The sequence below is a fragment of the Sulfobacillus thermotolerans genome (assembly GCF_039623705.1).
In the GTDB taxonomy this organism is placed as follows: Bacteria; Bacillota; Sulfobacillia; order Sulfobacillales; family Sulfobacillaceae; genus Sulfobacillus; species Sulfobacillus thermotolerans.
Window position 1 is genome coordinate 1469477 of record NZ_CP133983.1, and the last position, 18745, is coordinate 1488221.

General features: G+C 53.9%; 17 protein-coding genes, 2 pseudogenes and 1 riboswitch. Of the genes and pseudogenes, 16 read left to right on the forward strand and 3 right to left on the reverse strand.

The window, feature by feature from the left end:
* Positions 1 to 54: 54 nt before the first annotated feature.
* The 12 genes and pseudogenes from ORD20_RS07475 (at position 55) to rnc (ending at position 9437) form a co-directional block, all read left to right on the forward strand.
* Positions 55 to 612: a hypothetical protein gene (locus ORD20_RS07475; protein ID WP_103376925.1), complete on the forward strand. Its 558-nt coding sequence runs from the start codon at positions 55 to 57 to the stop codon at positions 610 to 612.
* Positions 613 to 913: 301 nt separating this feature from the next.
* Positions 914 to 1195, forward strand: coding sequence for a hypothetical protein (locus tag ORD20_RS07480; RefSeq protein ID WP_430626651.1), 282 nt, complete (start codon positions 914 to 916; stop codon positions 1193 to 1195).
* On the forward strand, positions 1185 to 2840 hold the full coding sequence (locus tag ORD20_RS07485) for an ABC1 kinase family protein (RefSeq protein ID WP_158246404.1): 1656 nt from the start codon (positions 1185 to 1187) through the stop codon (positions 2838 to 2840). Before ORD20_RS07480 ends, ORD20_RS07485 begins: the two co-directional genes overlap by 11 nt.
* Before the next feature lie 65 nt (positions 2841 to 2905).
* The gene (locus ORD20_RS07490) at positions 2906 to 3430 is read left to right on the forward strand and encodes a YceD family protein (RefSeq protein WP_103376922.1); all 525 of its coding nucleotides are present in this window, start codon (positions 2906 to 2908) and stop codon (positions 3428 to 3430) included.
* Positions 3431 to 3468: 38 nt separating this feature from the next.
* Positions 3469 to 3648 carry a 50S ribosomal protein L32 gene (gene rpmF, locus ORD20_RS07495; protein WP_103376921.1) on the forward strand — a complete coding sequence of 60 codons (180 nt, stop codon included), beginning with the start codon at positions 3469 to 3471 and terminating at the stop codon, positions 3646 to 3648.
* A 91-nt stretch (positions 3649 to 3739) separates the two neighbouring features.
* Positions 3740 to 4345, forward strand: a complete 606-nt coding sequence (gene fapR / locus ORD20_RS07500; RefSeq protein ID WP_103376920.1) for a transcription factor FapR — start codon at positions 3740 to 3742, stop codon at positions 4343 to 4345.
* A complete protein-coding gene (gene plsX / locus ORD20_RS07505) occupies positions 4342 to 5346 on the forward strand; it encodes a phosphate acyltransferase PlsX (RefSeq protein ID WP_103376919.1) in 1005 nt (334 codons plus the stop codon). The genes fapR and plsX overlap by 4 nt, the downstream gene beginning before the upstream one ends.
* Entirely contained in the window at positions 5343 to 6335 is a 993-nt protein-coding gene (locus ORD20_RS07510) for a beta-ketoacyl-ACP synthase III (protein WP_103376918.1), read from the forward strand. The genes plsX and ORD20_RS07510 overlap by 4 nt, the downstream gene beginning before the upstream one ends.
* A 17-nt stretch (positions 6336 to 6352) precedes the next feature.
* Entirely contained in the window at positions 6353 to 7306 is a 954-nt protein-coding gene (fabD, locus tag ORD20_RS07515; protein WP_103376917.1) for an ACP S-malonyltransferase, read from the forward strand.
* Between the two features lie 46 nt (positions 7307 to 7352).
* Positions 7353 to 7811 carry an SDR family NAD(P)-dependent oxidoreductase gene (locus ORD20_RS07520; protein WP_430626652.1) on the forward strand — a complete coding sequence of 153 codons (459 nt, stop codon included), beginning with the start codon at positions 7353 to 7355 and terminating at the stop codon, positions 7809 to 7811.
* A 56-nt stretch (positions 7812 to 7867) separates the two neighbouring features.
* Positions 7868 to 8700, forward strand: a pseudogene (locus ORD20_RS07525) (beta-ketoacyl synthase N-terminal-like domain-containing protein).
* On the forward strand, positions 8697 to 9437 hold the full coding sequence (gene rnc, locus ORD20_RS07530) for a ribonuclease III (RefSeq protein ID WP_430626653.1): 741 nt from the start codon (positions 8697 to 8699) through the stop codon (positions 9435 to 9437). The pseudogene ORD20_RS07525 and the gene rnc overlap by 4 nt, the downstream one beginning before the upstream one ends.
* On the opposite strand, the gene ORD20_RS07535 is transcribed toward rnc, so the two are convergent.
* The 3 genes and pseudogenes from ORD20_RS07535 to ORD20_RS07545 form a co-directional block, all read right to left on the reverse strand.
* Positions 9378 to 10898, reverse strand: coding sequence for a transglycosylase domain-containing protein (locus ORD20_RS07535; RefSeq protein WP_430626654.1), 1521 nt, complete (start codon positions 10896 to 10898; stop codon positions 9378 to 9380). The genes rnc and ORD20_RS07535 overlap by 60 nt on opposite strands.
* A 31-nt stretch (positions 10899 to 10929) precedes the next feature.
* Entirely contained in the window at positions 10930 to 11283 is a 354-nt protein-coding gene (locus ORD20_RS07540; protein WP_242968665.1) for a hypothetical protein, read from the reverse strand.
* 3 nt (positions 11284 to 11286) lie between these two features.
* Positions 11287 to 11352 (reverse strand): annotated as a pseudogene (locus ORD20_RS07545) (zinc-ribbon domain-containing protein); the annotation flags it as partial.
* An 812-nt stretch (positions 11353 to 12164) separates the two neighbouring features.
* Between ORD20_RS07545 and smc the strand changes: the two are divergent.
* The 4 genes from smc to ORD20_RS07565 all read left to right on the forward strand — a co-directional run bounded on the left by smc (position 12165) and on the right by ORD20_RS07565 (position 18685).
* The gene (gene smc, locus ORD20_RS07550) at positions 12165 to 15614 is read left to right on the forward strand and encodes a chromosome segregation protein SMC (protein ID WP_430626655.1); all 3450 of its coding nucleotides are present in this window, start codon (positions 12165 to 12167) and stop codon (positions 15612 to 15614) included.
* 8 nt (positions 15615 to 15622) lie between these two features.
* A complete protein-coding gene (gene ftsY / locus ORD20_RS07555; protein ID WP_103376908.1) occupies positions 15623 to 16537 on the forward strand; it encodes a signal recognition particle-docking protein FtsY in 915 nt (304 codons plus the stop codon).
* Between the two features lie 34 nt (positions 16538 to 16571).
* A riboswitch (cyclic di-AMP (ydaO/yuaA leader) is annotated at positions 16572 to 16699 on the forward strand.
* Between the two features lie 83 nt (positions 16700 to 16782).
* On the forward strand, positions 16783 to 18006 hold the full coding sequence (locus ORD20_RS07560; protein ID WP_242968678.1) for a glycosyltransferase: 1224 nt from the start codon (positions 16783 to 16785) through the stop codon (positions 18004 to 18006).
* Positions 17984 to 18685, forward strand: a complete 702-nt coding sequence (locus tag ORD20_RS07565; protein ID WP_242968677.1) for an HAD family hydrolase — start codon at positions 17984 to 17986, stop codon at positions 18683 to 18685. Before ORD20_RS07560 ends, ORD20_RS07565 begins: the two co-directional genes overlap by 23 nt.
* Positions 18686 to 18745: the final 60 nt, after the last annotated feature.

The following is an 18745-nucleotide window of genomic DNA, read 5'->3' on the forward strand; positions in this document are numbered from 1 at the left end:
AACGCCAAAATTGCCCACACTACAGGAGATATTAATCTCCTGGGAGGGACAATAGTGGGTACACAAGGGTCAAATGGATCCAATCAGAGCAATCAAACACTACGTGACATGATTCGACAGGAAATGCAGCGGATGCAGGGAGGCAATTCATCGTCATCCAGTAATAGCTCCCAGCAACAGTCTCAGCAAGGGGGAGCGTCCGATGCGAATGGCAATATCCTCGAACAGCTTCGGTCGATGATTCAAGAGGAAATGACTAACGCTAGTGGCCAACAATCACCTCAGAATAACGGTTCAAGCCAGAACAACCAGCAAAATGGATCATCGGGGCAGTCAAGTACCAGCGGTTCATCATCACAGGGGTCGACGGCCTCGCTTATTGGACAATCGGCCCAAGCTAAAAAGGGCAAGGTGCAATCCAAGTCATCCGGATCAGGCAGTCAAAATCAAACCGTGGCCGAAGTGCTTACGCAGGCTCAATATGAACTAAGTCAAGAGCTTCAAGCCAACTTGCAAAAACTACGCAGCGTCATTCGTCAAAGTCAGGAAATCGCGAAAAAAATTGAGTTGGTGTTGGGGCATGGCGAGAAGGGTAGTGGCAATAAAGAATGACGGTGTCGGCGGTGCTGATTCGCCGTGGGATGGTTTATGCGCCTCAGTCTTTAGGGGTCCAGGACGTATTGATTGTGGGCTCTATGATTGCGGCCATAGGGCCTAATTTGATGATACCTTCTTGGGCCAAGGGCCCCGTTATTGACGCGTCCAATATGATGGTGTGCCCCGGTTTGGCATTTCGGCGTCGGAGGCAGCAATCGCGCTTGAGAAATCCGCCGTGCCGTGGGATAGGATTTCGTTCAGCTCCGATGCGCAAGGATCCATACCGGTTTTTGATAAGGAGGGACGTCTATTGCGCATGGAGGTTGGGTCAGCGGATACGTTGTTTGCCGAAGCCGCAGCGCTTCACGAAATGACACAGTGGCCATGGGAGAAGTGCATAACTCCCATTACCACCACCCCGGCCGCAATCTTGGGACTCCAATCAGCCGGGCGTTTAATGGAAGGTGGGCCGGCGGACTGTGTCCTTATAAACGGCACACAGATTGATACGGTCATTGCACAAGGTCGTGTCATGGTGCAAGAGGGGCGTACTGTGGTGCGCGATGTCTTTGAAGTCGGTTCGCACGATGCCCATTAGGCCAAGGCACTGGCGCCGCTACCGGGAAATTGCTGAGGTCCTAGCGCAGCATGGGTTTGTCTTAGTTTTGGACAATCTCGGTCTTTCTGCGCATCTGCCGTGGTCCCGCCGATTGTTAGGGATCCTACGTCCCGATATTGATGCCAATTGGCCTGAACGCATTCCGCTGGTGCTGGTCGATTTAGGTCCCACCTATGTCAAATTGGGGCAGTTGGCTTCCACGCGACCCGACCTTCTACCTGCGCCGTTGATCCAAGCGCTCCAACAATTGCAAGATCAGGTTCCCCCCGTTTCGTTTGATCAAATTCAAGAGACCTTGGCCCATGCTTGGCATCAACCTTTTGACCATGTTTTAGCATCGTTAGATCCGATACCCTTAGCGGCCGCGTCTATCGGTCAAGTCCACCGTGGGGTATTGAAGGATGGGCGCAAGGTGGTGGTCAAAGTGCGCCGCCCGGGGATTGTGGAACGCAGTGAAGCCGACTTTGCGATTTTGCAAAACTTAGCCGACCTTGCCGTGCGCCGTCTCGAATGGGCGCGGCAATATGATTTAAGCCACGTGGTGAAAGAATTAATTAGCGCTTTGCGCGATGAGCTGGATTTTACGGTCGAAGCGCATAATACTGACTTGGCCCACAAACATTTTCAAAGCGCTGAGCAATGGATTCCCGAACCCTACTGGCCACTCATTACGCCTGATGTCTTAGTCATGCAAGAGCTCGAAGGCATCAAAATCTCAGACCACCAGGCGATGGAACGAATGGGCCTCGATCCTGGGGCAATTGCACGACGTTTTGTAGAGTCTTTATATCAACAAGTCTTTGAACAAGGCATTTTTCATGGGGATCCGCACCCAGGTAACGTGCATGTTGATGCCCAAGGCCATCTGATTTTTTTGGACTGGGGCTTAATGGGCGTTCTCTCGCCGGTAATGCGTGCGCGGTCATTAGACCTTGTGCTGGGACTGAGTCAGGGGCGGTCTGACAAAGTGGTGGATGCGTTACAAGCCATGGGATTGGGGCCTGGGGCGATGGATGCCCGGAGCCTTTATGCCGATGTCGAGGTCTTACGCAGGCGGTATTATGATACATCGCTCAAGGACTTTCGCATTGGGCAAGCCTTAGGGGACCTTATGCAATTGGCCCAGCGCCACCATATTCAGATGCCGGTCGAGTATACGTTGCTCGCGCGTACAGCGGTGATTGCCGATGGCGTTGTGCGGCAATTGGACGACAATCTCTCTCTCATTGAGATTGGTAAGAAATTCTCAAGCCGTATTTTGATCAGTCGGTTGAAACCAGCGGCATGGGGTCCACCTGTGGCCGATGCGGCGATGGATTGGGTCCACTGGGGAAGAGTGTTGCCCGGCCAAATGGAACAAGCGTTGCAAACGATTGCCCGCGGAGAATTCCGTGTGATGATTGAGGGACGCAATATCGAACGCATTTTCTTCCATTGGGAACGGTTAGCTAACCGCATGGCCTTGACGTTTATCCTCTGTTCCGTCATTTTGGGTACGGCGTTTGTGGCGCACCGTGACCACGCGAGTGTGGGACATGCTCCTTTGACGGAATATGGCATGATTTTAGGTATTGTCGTGGCGCTATGGGTGGTTGTGGAAGGGGTGTTTCGGAAGCGGCTTTAACGGCAAAGTTGACAGCTTAGGACTATATTGGATATAATTTTTTCAGTTTTGCGAGGTGGGTTTAGATGTATATCCGGGTTGTGGACGTTAAAAAATGGGCTGGCCGTGAAGAACATCAGCATTTTTTCGAAGAATGGCCTGCCGTGGTTCAGGAACGGACCGAGTACCCGTTGCAGGGACTCGCGGAACTGGATGTCAATGTGCGCAATACGGGCAGGGCTCTCATTGCGGAAATTGCAGGCAAAGCTCATGTTCAAGCCGTGTGCGCGCGGTGCTTGGAGTCCTTCGATCTTGTGATTCCATTCTCCACGGTGGAAGAATTTCGAGAGGAGCCTGGCGCTAGCGATCCGGATCAAGATTATTACCGATTTCAAGGTGATAAAATTTTTTTGGATGACATTGTAGCCGATGCGTTCGGGGTGTCCGTGCCTTACGCCCCGTATTGTCGACCGGATTGTCAAGGGTTGTGTCCGCATTGCGGCGCAAACCTTAACGTCGAAACATGCAACTGTCAAGAGCCGCATGACAGTCGGTGGTCGCTTCTCGAACAGCTCAAGTTTCCTGATGACCCGTCCTCATCGGACCACTAGCAACACCCAATTGGCTTTGATTATGGGAGGCATATCTGATGGCAGTTCCGAAAAAGAAATTATCACGTTCCCGCACGCATAGGCGTCGGTCAGCATGGAAGCTTACTGCCCCGCAGTGGGTCGAGTGCCCGCGGTGCCACAAAGATCGGTTGCCGCACCACGTCTGCCCGCATTGTGGCTATTATAACGGACGAATTGTTGTGCAGCACGAAGCATAATGCCAGATTCCATGGCTTTTGGTCATGGAATCTTTTTATCGCCATATTTATGACTTAGTGATATTATTTCATCACAAGTGGGGGGTGGCGCATGGCTCGGCTCAATCGCGTCGAACGGCAGCGGAAGTTGGCGGAAGCCATTCGAGAAAACCCTTTGCAGACGGACGAGGATTTAGCACAACGCTTTAGCGTCAGTGTGCCCACGATACGCTTGGACCGACTGCATCTCGGCATACCGGAGCTCCGCTTGCGTTCAGAAGGACTGGCCCGGTTAAGTGTGGTGCATACCCGGACCTTAAAACGGCAAGACATGGTAGGCGACTTGATTGACCTGGTGATTGGCCAGAGTGGACGATCACTGCTGCGGACCGACGAATCTATGGCGTTTGCCCAGTCCGGGGTGGTGCAGTCTCATTTTATTTTTGCCCAAGCGGATTCATTGGCTCTAGCCGTCGTCGATGGGGCGATGGCGGTCACAGGATTGGCCAATGCTAAGTTTAAAAACATGGTGCATGCGGGACAACAAATTATCGCGGGGGCAGAGGTCATCCGCAGGCAAGGGCACCGTTGGGTGGTTTTGGTGATTAGCCGCGTGGGGGACGTTACGGTTTTTCGCGGCAAGTTTGTTGTGCTGACCGATCCCTTCGACGGAAAAGCCAAGGTCTCGATGGATAACAAGGAGGGGGCTCTTTCGTGAAAATCGCGGTCGACGCGATGGGTGGCGACAACGCGCCTTTGGCTCCCGTACAGGGAGCGCTCAGCGCGCTCGAGGAGATTGGGGATCTGGAAATTGTCTTAGTCGGTGATGTTGACCGAATAAAGCCGTTACTGAGGGATAAACCGCGGCAGACCCGATTGATTTTACACCATGCACCGGACGTGATTGGCATGGGCGAAGCACCTGTTCAAGCTGTGCGCCGGAAACCTGATTCATCGATGGTGCAAGCCATTAAATTGGTGAAGCAGCAAGAGGCGATGGCTGTGATTTCCGCAGGCAATACCGGCGCTTTGATGACCGCAGGCCTTTTTATCATTGGACGGATGCCGGGCATTGAGCGTCCCGCGCTGTCGGCGCTGCTGCCCGTGATGAAAGGTTGGGGTGTGCTATTGCTCGATGTGGGCGCCAATTTGGATCCCAAGCCGAGTCAATTGGTGCAATATGGCGTGATGGGTGCGTATTATTGTCAAGAAGTCTACGGTATTCCAAATCCGCGCGTGGGACTGTTAAACGTGGGCGAAGAGCCTCGAAAGGGGACGCCTTTGGCTCGTGAGACTTATGAGCGTCTTAGACAGTCCGACCTGAATTTTGTGGGCAACATTGAGTCGCGCGAGTTGTTACAAGGGCGAGCGGATGTTGTGGTTTCGGACGGATTTAGCGGAAACATTGCGCTCAAACTGACGGAAGGTTTAGCGCGGGATTTGATGGGCGAGTTCAAAAAAGTCTTGTTGGCCAACTTCAAGACGAAAATTGCGGCGTGGATGTTGAAAGATGGCCTGATGGCGTTGAAGAGGCGCATGGACTACGAAGAATATGGCGGCGCTCCTCTTTTGGGCCTGGATCAAATTGTGTACAAGGTTCATGGGGCTAGTCAACAAAGGGCTTTTCATACCGCAATCACCTTGGCATACAGCTATTGTCACAAGCACACGCAGGACCGTATTCGTGAGCGTGTCAGAGAGGAAGAGGCGAATCAATGACCACAAGAGCCATCGTAGCGGGACTCGGTACGTATGTCCCTGAAAAGATTTTAACCAATCAAGATTTGGAACAAATGGTGGATACCTCCGATGAGTGGATTGTCACCCGGACGGGGATTAAAGAACGCCATATCGCAGCGCCTGATGAAACCACGTCGGTTATGGCCACGCGAGCGAGTATCCGGGCATTAGCAGATGCGGGCATTACGGCCGACGACTTGGATTTTATCGTCTGTGCCACCAATACCCCCGATACCATTTTTCCTTCGACCGCCGCGCGCGTTCAGCATCAACTGACCACCAAGCCCATCCCCGGGGTCGATATTCAAGCCGGTTGTACAGGTCTCATTTACGGGATGGAAATGGCGTCGGCTTTGATTCAAAGTGGGGCCTATCACAACATCCTGGTAATTGGAGCTGACAAACTGACAAGCATTACGGATTATGAAGACCGCACGACGGCGGTGTTGTTCGGGGACGCAGCGGGCGCCTTTGTGCTCCAAGGCAAGGAGGGAAGCCAACGGGGTCTTTTGGCTTCCTATTTACAAGCGGATGGGCGCGGAGGCGATCTATTGATTGAGCCTGCCGGCGGTTCCATGCTGCCTGCATCTGAGGAGACCGTGGCGGCGCGTCAACACTATCTCAAGATGAACGGCAATGAGACCTTTCGGTTTGCGGTGAAAGCGATGCCAGAGGCTGTTGAAGAAGGGCTGAAAAAGGCCGGTTTGGCTGTTTCGGAGATGGACCTGCTCGTACCGCATCAGGCGAATTTGCGAATTATCGACGCGGCGGTGCGGCGCTTTGAACTCGACCCCTCCCGCGTGGTGGTCAATATTGACCGCTATGGAAACACCTCGGTGGCCACCATTCCATTGGCGCTACAAGAAGCCCGGGAACAAGGTCGGGTCCACGACGATGACGTGGTCGTGCTGTGCGCATTTGGTGCGGGATTAACGTGGGGTTCGAATGTGATTCGGTGGGGGCGGTAACAAGGAGGACGATGGTGATGAGTAGTTGGGCAGTGATGTTTCCGGGGCAAGGGGCGCAATATGTAGGTATGGGACGGCCCTTGTGGGATGCCTCGTTGAGTGCGAAACGGACATTTGAAGAGGCAGACGACGCGTTACACTATGCCTTATCGGACATCATTTTCAATGGGCCTGAATCCCGCCTCCAAGATACCGAGATTCAGCAGCCGGCCATTTTGGTAGTAAGCGTGGCGGCTTGGCGGGCCTTTCATGAAGAATTTCCCGATCTTCCCGTGGCGCTGGGACTAGGGTTATCCTTAGGAGAATATTCCGCCTACGTGGCGGCGGGCGTCATGTCCTTAGCCGACGCCGCACGTGTCACCCGCATTCGGGGACAGGCGATGCAAGAAGCGGTGCCCCGCGGGTTAGGCGGAATGACCGCCATTTTGGGACTTATGGCGAGCGACGTTGAGGCTTTGTGCGAAGAGGCGTCTGCGGTTGCATGGGTGCAGCCGGCGAACTATAATGCGCCAGGTCAAATTGTTGTATCGGGTTTAGTGGCCGGTCTCGAGCGGGTTGAGGAATTGGCACGTGCTCAAGGTGCCCGAGTCATCCGGCTCGCGGTATCGGCTCCCTTTCATTCCCGTCTGCTTGAACCCGCGGGCGCGGTGTTGTCCAAGGCATTGGCTACCGTGCCATTAACACCGGCTGCCTTTCCGGTGATTGCCAATGTCGATGCTGAACTTTGCGAAAAGCCCAGCGAGATCATTCCGCGCTTGATTACCCAAGTTTCTCATCCTGTTCGCTTTCAACAAAGTGTCGAGAAGGCGATTGGCATGAACGTCACAGGGTTTTTAGAGTTCGGACCGGGACGTAGTTTAAGTAGTTTGCTGAAAAAGATTGACCGCCGTCAAAAAGTCGGTAATGTAGAAGACGAGGGCAGTCTGCGCAAAGCTCTTGAACTCGCCCAGGGGCCAGGCTATAATAGCTAAGAATTATCGCCTGGTAGCTATATGACGATAGGAAGAGGGTTTGCGGGTGTCTTGGGAGCAACGAACGGCGTTAGTGACGGGTGCCTCGCGAGGCATCGGTCGCTCTATCGCCCTCAAATTAGCCCAACAAGGGATCGCTGTTGCAATCAATTATCGTGGCAACGCCGTTGCGGCACAAGAAACCCATGATCTGATCCGGTCCAATGGCGGCCAATGCGCTCTGTACCCTGCGGATGTTTCTGATGCAGACCAGGCGCAAGACCTGGTCAATGCAGTGCTGAAAGACTGGGGTCATCTTGATATTCTGGTGAATAATGCTGGCATCACGCGGGACACGTTAGTGCTGCGGATGCGAATGGACGATTGGGACCGTGTGATTGCGACGAATTTAACCGGCGTTTTTGCCTGTACGCGTGCGGCATTAAAGCCGATGCTCAAGCAACGCTTTGGGCGAATCGTGACAATCTCTTCAATCGCGGGACTGTATATTCGGGAAAACGCCTAACTAATGGCCCTGGGGACGGGGCGTCAATGCCCCGACACTGGGGGAGGGAGCAGCGAATGCAGCGGGAACGCGTAGTAGTCACGGGCATGGGAGTGGTTTCTCCGGTAGGATCAACTCTAGAAACGTTGTGGGCTGGCCTCATAAGTGGTCAGAGCGGTGTTGGCCCTGTCACCAGATTTGATGCGTCTGACTTTCCCACGCGTATAGCCGCTGAGGTGCACGATTTCGATCCGTTGAAATATGTTGAGAAAAAAGAAGCGCGGCATATGGACCGGTTTGTGCAAATGGCGGTGGCTGCGGCACAGGATGCTTACGACGACGCGGAGTTGCATGACGTGGATCCGGAGCGCTCAGGTGTTGCCGCAGGTACTGGGATTGGCGGCATGGAAACGCTTACGGAGCAGCATGAAATTTTGCTGACGAAGGGGCCTGGTCGGGTCAGCCCGTTCTTTATCCCGAAGATGATTGCTAACATAGCCGGGGCGCAAGTCGCAATGCGTTTCAACTTGCAAGGGCCTAATGTGACGTTGGTGACCGCTTGCGCGTCGTCTGGGAGCGCCATTGGAGATGCGCTGCGCGCGATCCAGTACGGCGAAGCCGATGTGATGTTGGCAGGAGGTTCGGAAGCGGTCCTGTTGCCCATCGCGTTCGCGGGGTTACAGGCCATCTTTTGGGCGCGGCAGGCGCTGTGGAGCTTATCGCATCGATCTTGGCTATCAAGCATCAAACGGTTCCTCCGACGGTCAATTTAATGGAGCCGAGTGATGATTGTGATCTGAATTATGTACCTAACACTCCTCAACAGCGCCCCGTTCATGTGGTGATGTCCAATGCATTCGGGTTCGGGGGGCAGAATGCGGCAATTGTCGCACGGGAGTATGTCTCATGAATCCCAATGACTTATCGCAGTGGGTGAAGGACCAAAATCTTCTTAAACAAGCATTGACGCATTCGTCTTACGCCAATGAGGGTTTCCGTAAGGAAACCCATAATGAGCGTTTAGAGTTTCTGGGTGACTCCGTCTTGCAGCTTGTCGTGACCGAATGGCTCTATACCAATAATGCGCGGTGGACTGAAGGACAACTAAGTCAGGGCCGGGCGGCTATTGTTTGTGAGGCGACGTTGGCAGAAGCTGCGGCGAATTTGCACGTCGGGTCCTATTTGCGCTTAGGGCGTGGTGAGGAACGCAGTGGTGGACGCACAAAGCATTCCTTGTTGGCGGATGCTATGGAAGCGATCATTGGCGCCATCTATCTGGATGGAGGCCTGGAGCAAGCGCGGCGGTTTATTCTCGAGGTGTTGCGGTTTGCGTTGACGGGCGTTGAGGAACGAGAGACCGGACGCGAGGGGGGATGGAGGATGCAGGTGACGAGGGTGGCGTCGACGGCGTGGACGGGGCCGCTGTGGCCGAAGGCGAGGACGGTGAACTGGACGGCGACGTCGACGGAGACGTCTTGGATGGCGCCGTTGACGGTGTACACATCTTGGTGGGAGCCCAGTAGCGCGAATCCCAGATATAGGGTCCCCCAGGATGCCAATCGGACTCTCTGCGTAAAGCTATCGTTGTCACATAGGCTCCACACCCTTGCTGCCATAATTCATTGGGATTGCGGGCCAGAACTTTGACCGGATAATGCGTATCGCCAATGGTGGTTGTGTCCGGTAGAGGTGGTTGTCATTATGCGGCCACCACTGGCCATTAACATGAAAAATCGGGACGTCTTGAATCACAGACATTTGGGTGTAACCCTTGGCAATCGCGGGTGCGTACTCGAGAAGCGGTTTAATCGAGGACCCCGTGGACCGTTGCACCGACGGATTAGTCGCCAGGTCTTCCATAAACGGTTGGCTGAATGTGCGGCCTCCAATTACAGCCAAGATATCTCCGTTGTGGGGATCTTCGACCACGGCTGCCGCCTGGTAGGTGGGATTGGGGGATTGAGACGGCCCAAAATTATAATTCATGGTCTGATCGACCGCGTTTTGCGCAATATTGTAAATGGTCGGGTCTAAAGCGGTATAGATTTTTAGGCCGCCATCAAATATTTGTGTCCCGGAAAAGCCTTGCTGTTCGAGCACTTGAATCACTTTGTCGACATACCAAGGATACGGATAGATTTGACTGTTGGCGGAATTGACCGCCACTGGGTGCAAGTTCAGAGGCGCCGCATAAGCCTGGTTGGCTTGCGCTTTGCTAATATATCCGTACTTCACCATCGCATTGAGCACCTGCAGTTGGCGTTGTTTGGCCAATTTCAGGTTAACGAGGGGATCATATAAGGATGGCGCTTGAGGAAGACCCGCGAGCATAGCCGCTTGGGCCAACGTCAATTGCGATGGCGTTTCATCAAAGTAAGCCTTCGACGCGGAATACACGCCGCTGGCGCCATCGCCGAGATAGACCTCATTAAGATACATATCTAAGATTTGCTGCTTGGTGTAGGTGTGAGCCAATTCCAGGCCAATCATAAATTCCTGAGCCTTGCGCACCAGCGTCTTTTTATCGCTCAAGTATAGGTCTTTGGCTAACTGCTCGGTCAGGGTGCTCGCCCCTTGAACAGCGCGCCGATGAATGATGTCCACAAAGGCAGCTCGAAGAATGGAAGTAATGTCAAAGCCCGGGTTGGTATAAAAGCTGTGGTCTTCAATGGCGACCAAGGCATGTTGGAGATTCGGAGAAATCTCAGACAACGGCACGTTGACACGGTTTACCGTGCCGTGGAGTCGCGCCACCGGTTGACCAAAGCGATCATAAATCACGGAATCTTGTCCCATCGCCTGAAGAGAGACCATTGACTGTACCGAGGGCAGGGTTTGCCACGCTTGATAGCCAATATATCCTCCGTAACCGAAGCCGGCCACTAATATTCCCACGGTCGCTAAAAGAGCCACCCGCCCCCAGCGAATTCGCCGTTTGACGCCTTGCGCCTTTGTGTCATTGGACGGGGAAGAGGTTTTAGCCACCGGACCAGAGGAGGGAGACGCCGGCTTGCGGCGCTTTTTTGAGGGCGCAGACAGCTTGCTTCCGCAAAATCGGCAAAATGCCGAACCGGCAGTGTTTTCTTGACCACATTTGGGGCAACGCACGCTATCTTGTCATCTCCTTGAAATACTTGACTTAACCCCCTAGAGATGGGGGATTTCCTTGATGCGGCGGACCTTTGGTATAAAGGGCGCTAAGCCCTAGGACAAGGCCGAACAGCAGCCACGCAAGACCCTGTACGACCTGAAACATACTCAGTACAAACCCGACAATCGAAAACGCGGCACTCGCCACAAATAGAATTTGAGACAGCGTCCACGCGGCACGTAGACGAGATGCATTCAGTTGGATAACGCCGGACAGCACATTTCGGTAACGTCGCCAAGGCACGCTTTGCCACCATGTCATCCATGGCGCAGGCGTACGTGGTGAGCTGGTTGCGGCACTGGGACTGGCCTGAGCCTGTGGCGCAGGATCGTCAGGTAGCAAGTTTTTGCCACAACTGGGACAAAACATACTATCAACTGGAATCTGGTCGCCGCAGTGACGGCAATACACGATGTCATCCCTCGCCTTAGAGTTCTTTTAACGCTCACTATATCATTCGAAGCGTCCAACGGGAAATTTGCGCCGTGTCCGCCATTCTCTCGCATCCCATTCGGTTAATTGCAGATCATTGTAGCACAAATCATTTCGAGAACGAGCTGGTCCGTCTTTCCAGAGCGGGTGTGGGTCGCGAAGCGCATAACACAAGCCCAACGGCTAAAGTGCATGAAGGGCTTACAGCGCTTAAGCGTGAGCCGTTAGAGCATCTTTCTATCTTTAAAAGCATGTAAATATAAATGGAGGGAGAGGAATCTGATTTAAGGTCCCAAAAGGAATGGGTGCCTATTGCACTGGTGATCGTAGCGTCCTCTGTTAAGTAAGGAGGGCCCCTATGGGGCGGGACCCTCCTTATCAATGGGGTAACTTCGGGCTTCCGTGCCCGCCATCAAGACGGATCACGATGCGGATGGCCGCACTACCCTTTGGCCTAGGCCCGAACTGCGTGGAATAGACGATGCTTGTGTTGCCTATTGAAGACACTGGGGCGCACAAAACCCAAGCTCCTTTGATACAAGGAACGCACTAGGGTGAGATAGTCACATAGGGCATCAAGTCAAACGCAGCGTCGCACGGGACGCAGGGCAAAAAAGTCGACTGGTCGCCTGGTACAACGGGTTAGATACACATTCAAACCATCGCACGAATAATTTGGACAATTCCGTGAAGCTGAGCCGGCACGGTGGCAGGCTCGTAGGTTTCCGGATGCACATACACCACGGTGTCTCCATCCATGATTTTCATGAGAACAGTGGGGGGAAAGCGACATGGGATTTCGTCGTCTGAAACGGGACCGATATGGTACAATGATTTCCACTAATGCCTCAGACTGCCGGGAATGGATGATTTTTTCTATGCATTTATCAACGATAAGCCTCTATGGATTTAAATCGTTTGGGCAAGACACCCGTATCGTGTTGTCGCCGGGTATTACCGTGATTGTGGGGCCTAACGGCGGCGGCAAAAGTAATGTCATAGATGCAATTCGCTGGGCTTTGGGCGAACAGCGGGTGAAAGAATTGCGGGCCGAGCGGTGGGATGACTTGCTCCACGTGGGAGGCAAGGGTCAAAGAGCAAAACTTGCTGAGGTAGTCCTCACGTTCGATAACCATGACGGTGAGATGGAAAAATGGCCCGAAGTGCTCACGGTGACGCGTCGTTATTACCTCTCCGGGGATTCCGAGTATTTGCTTAATGGGCGCACATGCCGATTGAAAGATGTGGTGGACCTGTTTTTGGACAGCGGGGTCGGCCGTTTTAACTACGCCGTTATCGGGCAAGGGCGGGTCGACGAGGCTTTGTTGATGAAACCGCGGGAACGGCTTGAACAACTAGAAGAGGCTGCAGGAGTCTCCCGCTATAAAGTGCGCCGCAAAGAGACGTTACAGCATCTTGGGGACGTGCAAAAAAACTTGATGCGCTTGACGGACCTCATGGCGGAGGTGCGACATCAGCAGGAATTGGTGCATGATGAGGCGTTGCGCGAGCAGGCGTATCTCACGATGCAGCACGAACATGCGGCGCTTTTAGCCCGGTATCAATACACGCAGTACGTTAAAGCTATGCACGATCGCCATGAGTGGCAGACAGCGCTTGATGCGATCCGCACTCAGCGGGTTTTGTTGCAACAAGAGACGGCAGACGTGAACAAAGCGTTGCAAGGCGTAGAAGAAGAGCGGGTCTTTGTGGAGAGTCAAGTAGCGCAGCAACAAGAACGGGTACGACAGCTGGAGCAGGAGTCTTTTAGCCTTTCGGCGCAGTTAGCACGCTTAGAAGCAGAATGGCAGGGCTATCAGCATGAAAGTGAGGGCTTGCAAGGGCAAATTCGTGTCGTTACAGAGCAGATGGGGACGATGGGAGATGACGAAGGGCCCTCAATGGATGATCTGGCCGATGCCCAAAAAGCGTGGGATATGGCCCGTCAAAGGCTAGCAGATTACGAACATGCCGTGCATGTCTTGCGTGCTCAGCGAGACCAAGCGCAGGCGGCGCTAGAAGAGGCTCAGCGCCGACTGCAACAGAGTGAACGCCAATTAGCGCGCGTGGAAGGCATTTTACAAGCGCAAACGACAGACCAAGCGTTGGCCCAGCTTGGACATCTCGAAGAAGAACGAAAGACGTTACACCAAGCCTTAGAGGCTAATCGACGAACGCTGGCCCAGTTAGCGCAAAGCCTCAAAGATCCTCAAGCTCGGTATGCAGCCGGCGAGGCGGAAGCACGCCGGTTGCAATCAGAATCATGGGAATTAGAAGCACGCATTAAAGCGCTGCGCACTATGGAGCAAGAGCAGCAGGCGGTGCCTGCGCCAGTCCGCGCGGTATTGCGAGCTGCCGAGCAAGGGCAATTGTCAGGTATCGTGGGAACGGTCGCCAGTGTCTTAGACATTGCGGCGTCTTATCGGCTGGCGTTGGACGTTGCGATGGGGGCTGCCGCACACCACTTGATTACCGAGACGGAGCATCATGCTCGGCAGGTTGTCGAGTGGCTCAAGGCGCACAAAGCAGGACGCGTTACGCTGTTGCCGTTGGATCAAATCCGGCCATCCCTTGTACCTGACCGTGATCAAGCTTTGGAACACCAGCTGGGCGTCCACGGTTGGGCTCTGGCGATGGTCACATTTCAGCCCGCGTTTTTCCCCGCTATCTCGCATGTGCTCGGGCGGGTATTGGTACTGGAGTCCTTGACGGTGGCCCCTGCTGTGGGCCGTCAACACCAGTTTCGCTATAAAATGGTGACGCTAGACGGCCAAGTGGTTTTGGCAGGAGGGGCCATTTCCGGCGGCAGCGACAGGCGTCAGGGACCCGGAGTGTCTGAGCGCATCACGCCCCTTGCCAACCGATTAACCCACGTGAAAGCTCTGTATGAGCGCCAAGAGGCGGACCGAGCTTTGGCTCACCAACAGGTGAGTCAAATACGCGAGGATATGGAACGCATACAAGCCGAAGATGCGCGCATCCGGTTGCGCCTTGATCAGATCGAACACTTGTTGGCGGGATTATCAGGATTGGGAACGCATGATCCGAAGGTGTTGGCGCAAGATGTAAAGAGCGTGCGCAGTAGGGTGATAGCGGCCGAGCAGAACTTTCAAGATGTGCAGGCCCAGTGGCAAGAAGCGGCGCACCGCATGTCAGAAGCCCAGGCTTTAGTGCTTGAGGCCAAACAACGCCATGAGATCCTCAAACACCAATGGGACTTGAGGGAACGGGCTGTCGCAGAAAAAATGCGGATAACGCAGCAACATGGCGGCATGGAGGCTCGGATGCACGACATCCAAACCAAGTTGGACGTGGTGCATAAGGCTTTAGACGATACGCGCCATAAGCATGAGCAAACTCACGCGGCACTGAGCCAGCAACGCGAGAGGCTCGCTCAAGACAGGGCGACCCTGACCGCTTTAGGCAGCCGAGTGTCACAATTGCGGGCCCGGCAGGCGGCAATGGATGCGGAGGAACGTAAGATTGCGCAACGCATGGCCTATCTTGAACAGCAATTGGCGAAGTCCGAGGCGCGGTGGGACGGCTATGAGGCGGGAGCAGAAGAAGTGTTGTCGGATCAGGAATTGGGTCCTGCCAAGTTGCGTATTGAAGCGCTCCAAAAGGAGATGGACCAAGTAGGTCCCGTGCAGCCGGGGGTTTTTGCCCTATACACACAACTCGGGGAACGGCTAAGCTATTTAGAGAACGAGTACCGCGATGTACAATTAGCCAAAGATGAGGTGCAGGCGACTCTCGAACAAATTGATCGCGATGTCAATACCCGGCTGGAGGAAACGGCCGGTCAAGTGGAACGGGCATTTCAAGAAGCATGCCGGGCGTTGATTGGCGGCGAAGGAGGATTTCGCTGGACGGCGGGTGAGGAGCCAGGCGTTGAGTTATGGATTAAGCCTCCGGGGAAGAAACCAAGTACGATGACACTCTTGTCAGGAGGCGAAAAAGCCTTGGGCGGTATTGCTTGGCTGTTCGCACTGCTTGCTGTCCGCCCTTCGCCCTTTGTGGTTTTGGATGAAGTCGAGGCAGCCTTGGACGAGGCGAATGCGCAAAGAGTGGCACACTATATCAAAAACCATCATGGTACGACGCAATACGTGATTGTCACTCATCATAAATCAACGATGGTCATTGCTGATGGGTTATGGGGTGTTGCAGGCGATGGACAAGGTCGCAGTCGGTTAATTTCGGTGAAGCTCGATCAAAATGCTGCGGTGGCGGAAGGGTAGGAGATGGCATGGCCGGAATTTGGAATCGACTCAAAGAAGGAATGAGTCGAACGCGCAATAATTTGGGCGGACGTCTGCGCGCGTTGTTTCACGGGAAAGAGTGGGACGACAATCTATGGGAAGAGTTAGAAGAAATTTTGTATGAGGCAGATTTAGGTGTTGACACCATCGAATATCTGACGGCGGCTTTGCGTGAAGCTGTCCGCACCAGGCGCCCGCGGCATGCGGATGACGTCATGGACCTCTTACGGGAAATTATGGTTGACCTATTTGATGTGCCTTCCGATCCGTCACTGTTGGATCCCCAAAGACCCAGTATCTGGCTCATGGTCGGTGTAAATGGAACGGGTAAAACCACGACGGCCGGAAAGTTTGCGGCCTTAATGAAGCGCCAAGGATATCAGGTGATATTAGGGGCTGCTGATACCTTTCGGGCCGCCGCAGTGGAACAGCTGCAAGAATGGGGCGTGCGTTCCGGGGTCGAGGTGGTGCGGCAAGCGCCCGGCGCCGATTCTGCGGCTGTGGCCTATGACACGGTGCAAGCGGCTATCGCTCGGTCCAAAGATTTAGCGATCATTGATACCGCCGGCCGCCTGCATAACAAGACTAATTTAATGCAAGAGTTGCAAAAAGTGGTTCGGGTGATCCAACGAGAACGTCCGCAGGCACCTCACCAAGTGTGGCTGGTGATTGATGCGACCACAGGTCAAAATGGGCTAGCCCAAGCGCAAGTATTCTTAGAGGCGGTCAAGGTCACGGGCATTGTGTTAACGAAGCTGGATGGAACAGCGAAAGGCGGCATAGCGTTGTCCATCAAGCGCCAATTGGGATTGCCGATCCGCTTTGTGGGCGTGGGAGAAAAAGTGGAAGATTTGCTCCCGTTTGATGCAGACAGCTATGTGCGCGCGATCTTAGGCGATTGACGCGTACTAAAGACCGATCCTATACTTAGAAGATACCTTGAAAACGCCGAATTCTCAAGGAAGCGGAGGAACCGATTTCGATTTGGGGTGAATTGCGGTGCAACGGGCAGGCTCTGAGCCCGAACCCGACAGCTAACTTCGCAGGCGTAGGGGGCTCAAGGTTAAGACATGGTATCTCTCGTTCCCCCCGGGAAATTAGGGGGGTTTTTCTTGCCCTCCGTGATGAGGGAGGTGTCCACAAGGTGATGAAAAGAGTTTTGCAGTTGTCTATGCGGGCCGATCCCTTAAATCCGTTGGATGGTGGGGAGACAGGTGGTCAGCAAGTCCTAGTACGCCAAATGGGCAGGAATTTGCAACATTTAGGTTACGCGGTCGATGTGATGACGGTGCGTCAACGTCAAGAAGTGGCGGAACGCTCGTCCTTTGGGCATTTAGGACAAGTGATACGACTCACCGGATGGGAAGATCGGGTCTGGTCGGATGATCAATGGCATAATGTGCGGGACCAATTAGTGGATCAGGTCTTGACATGGGTCAATGACCAGCACCGGGAATATTACGCCATTCACAGCCATTTTTGGATTTCGGGCATGGTCGCGCAAAAGGTGGCGGAAGTGCTCCAAGTGCCGTGGATTCATTCGCCCTATAAAATGGCAGAGTGGACGAGGCGCCCGGGCGACCGTATTTCACCGGTACGGATGCAATGGGAGCGGCAGTTGTTGACGCAAGCCCAGGCCATTGTAGTGCCATACTTAGAAGAGAGCGAAATGATTCATCAAACAGCTCCTGATGTCCCTTTGTACGTGGTCTCTCCTGGGGTTGACATTACCAATTTTTTTGTTCGTGACGCGGGTCCCTTGCTCCGGGGACTAGGCCTCTATCGTCCGCCTTTGCTCTACGTTGGCCGGTTAGAAGAGGGGCGGGGGATAAAAGAGGTGCTGGAGGTCATGGGACAGCATCCATTACCCGACGATTTGACCTTATTAGTGGTAGGAGGAAGCCCGGGTGAGGTTCTAGGAGGGCTCCCCACCAATCCGACCTTAGCCGAATTAGCGCGCCCTTTAGGCAAACACATTCGGTTCCTCGGTCCCACACCGCATCATGCCATTGCTATCTATATGGGATCGGCTGCGGCGCTGATTGCCCCCAATCAAGGGCCCACATTGGGCATGGCCGTGGTAGAAGCCATGGCCTCCGGCTGCCCGGTCATTGGGACAAATGTGCCGGGTGTTCAAGATTGGATCGAGTCCGGATTTAACGGGATTTTGATTGACCGTACACGTATTGACCAGTTGTGGGAGGCCGCGTTACAGTTGTGGAATAACCCAAGCCAGGCGCGGCAATGGGGAATGAACGGCCAAGAAATGGTTCAACGCCATCATACGGTGAATCATATGGCCCAAAGACTCCAAACGGTCTATGAGGAGGTGGCGTCCAGTGGCCACCATGAAACGAGTGTTGGCTACTGATATTGATGGCACATTAATTGGACACGGTGGCGAGCAAGCGGTTCGCGACTATCTCATGGAGCACCCCGAATTAGGTGTGATTTATCTAACAGGCCGCACCTTGAGCAACGCGCATGCGATCATCTGCCGATATGGCTTTCCGACCCCCTTGGCGATTGCGACGGACGTTGGCGCTGATATTTTTTGGGGACCGAATTTGGAAGCGGACGAGGTCTGGGCTTTTGAACAGCGCCGCCATTGGTCGCCGCGCCGACTGCGTTCGGCCTTGAGCGAAGTATCGGGCGTGATTTACCGAGGGCGGAGTTCTCATTGGCGAATTGCCTTCGAATTGGAGGATCCTCAGTTGTTAACGCGGGTGCAACAATGTTTGACCGAACACCACTTGCTGGTGCGCACGCTGTGGTACCCTGAAGAACTGCGCCTCGACATTTTACCCTGTACCGCGTTAAAGAGTCGTGCATTGCAATATATTTTGCGAAGAATCAGGGTGAAGTCCGAAAATTGTTTTGTTGCCGGGGATGCCGAAAATGATGGCGATATGTTAAATGGGCATTATCCGGGCGTCCTTGTGGCCAATGGCGAACCTCGGGTCCGCGAATGTTTGCCCGAATGGATTATTCGCTCCCAATATCCCGGCGCGTTTGGGGTGCTAGATGCCCTGCGCCAATGGATGTCCTGAGGGCGCCATTGACAAGAGTCCCCCTTATGCGTATGATATGACAGTCTGTTAAGTAATAAT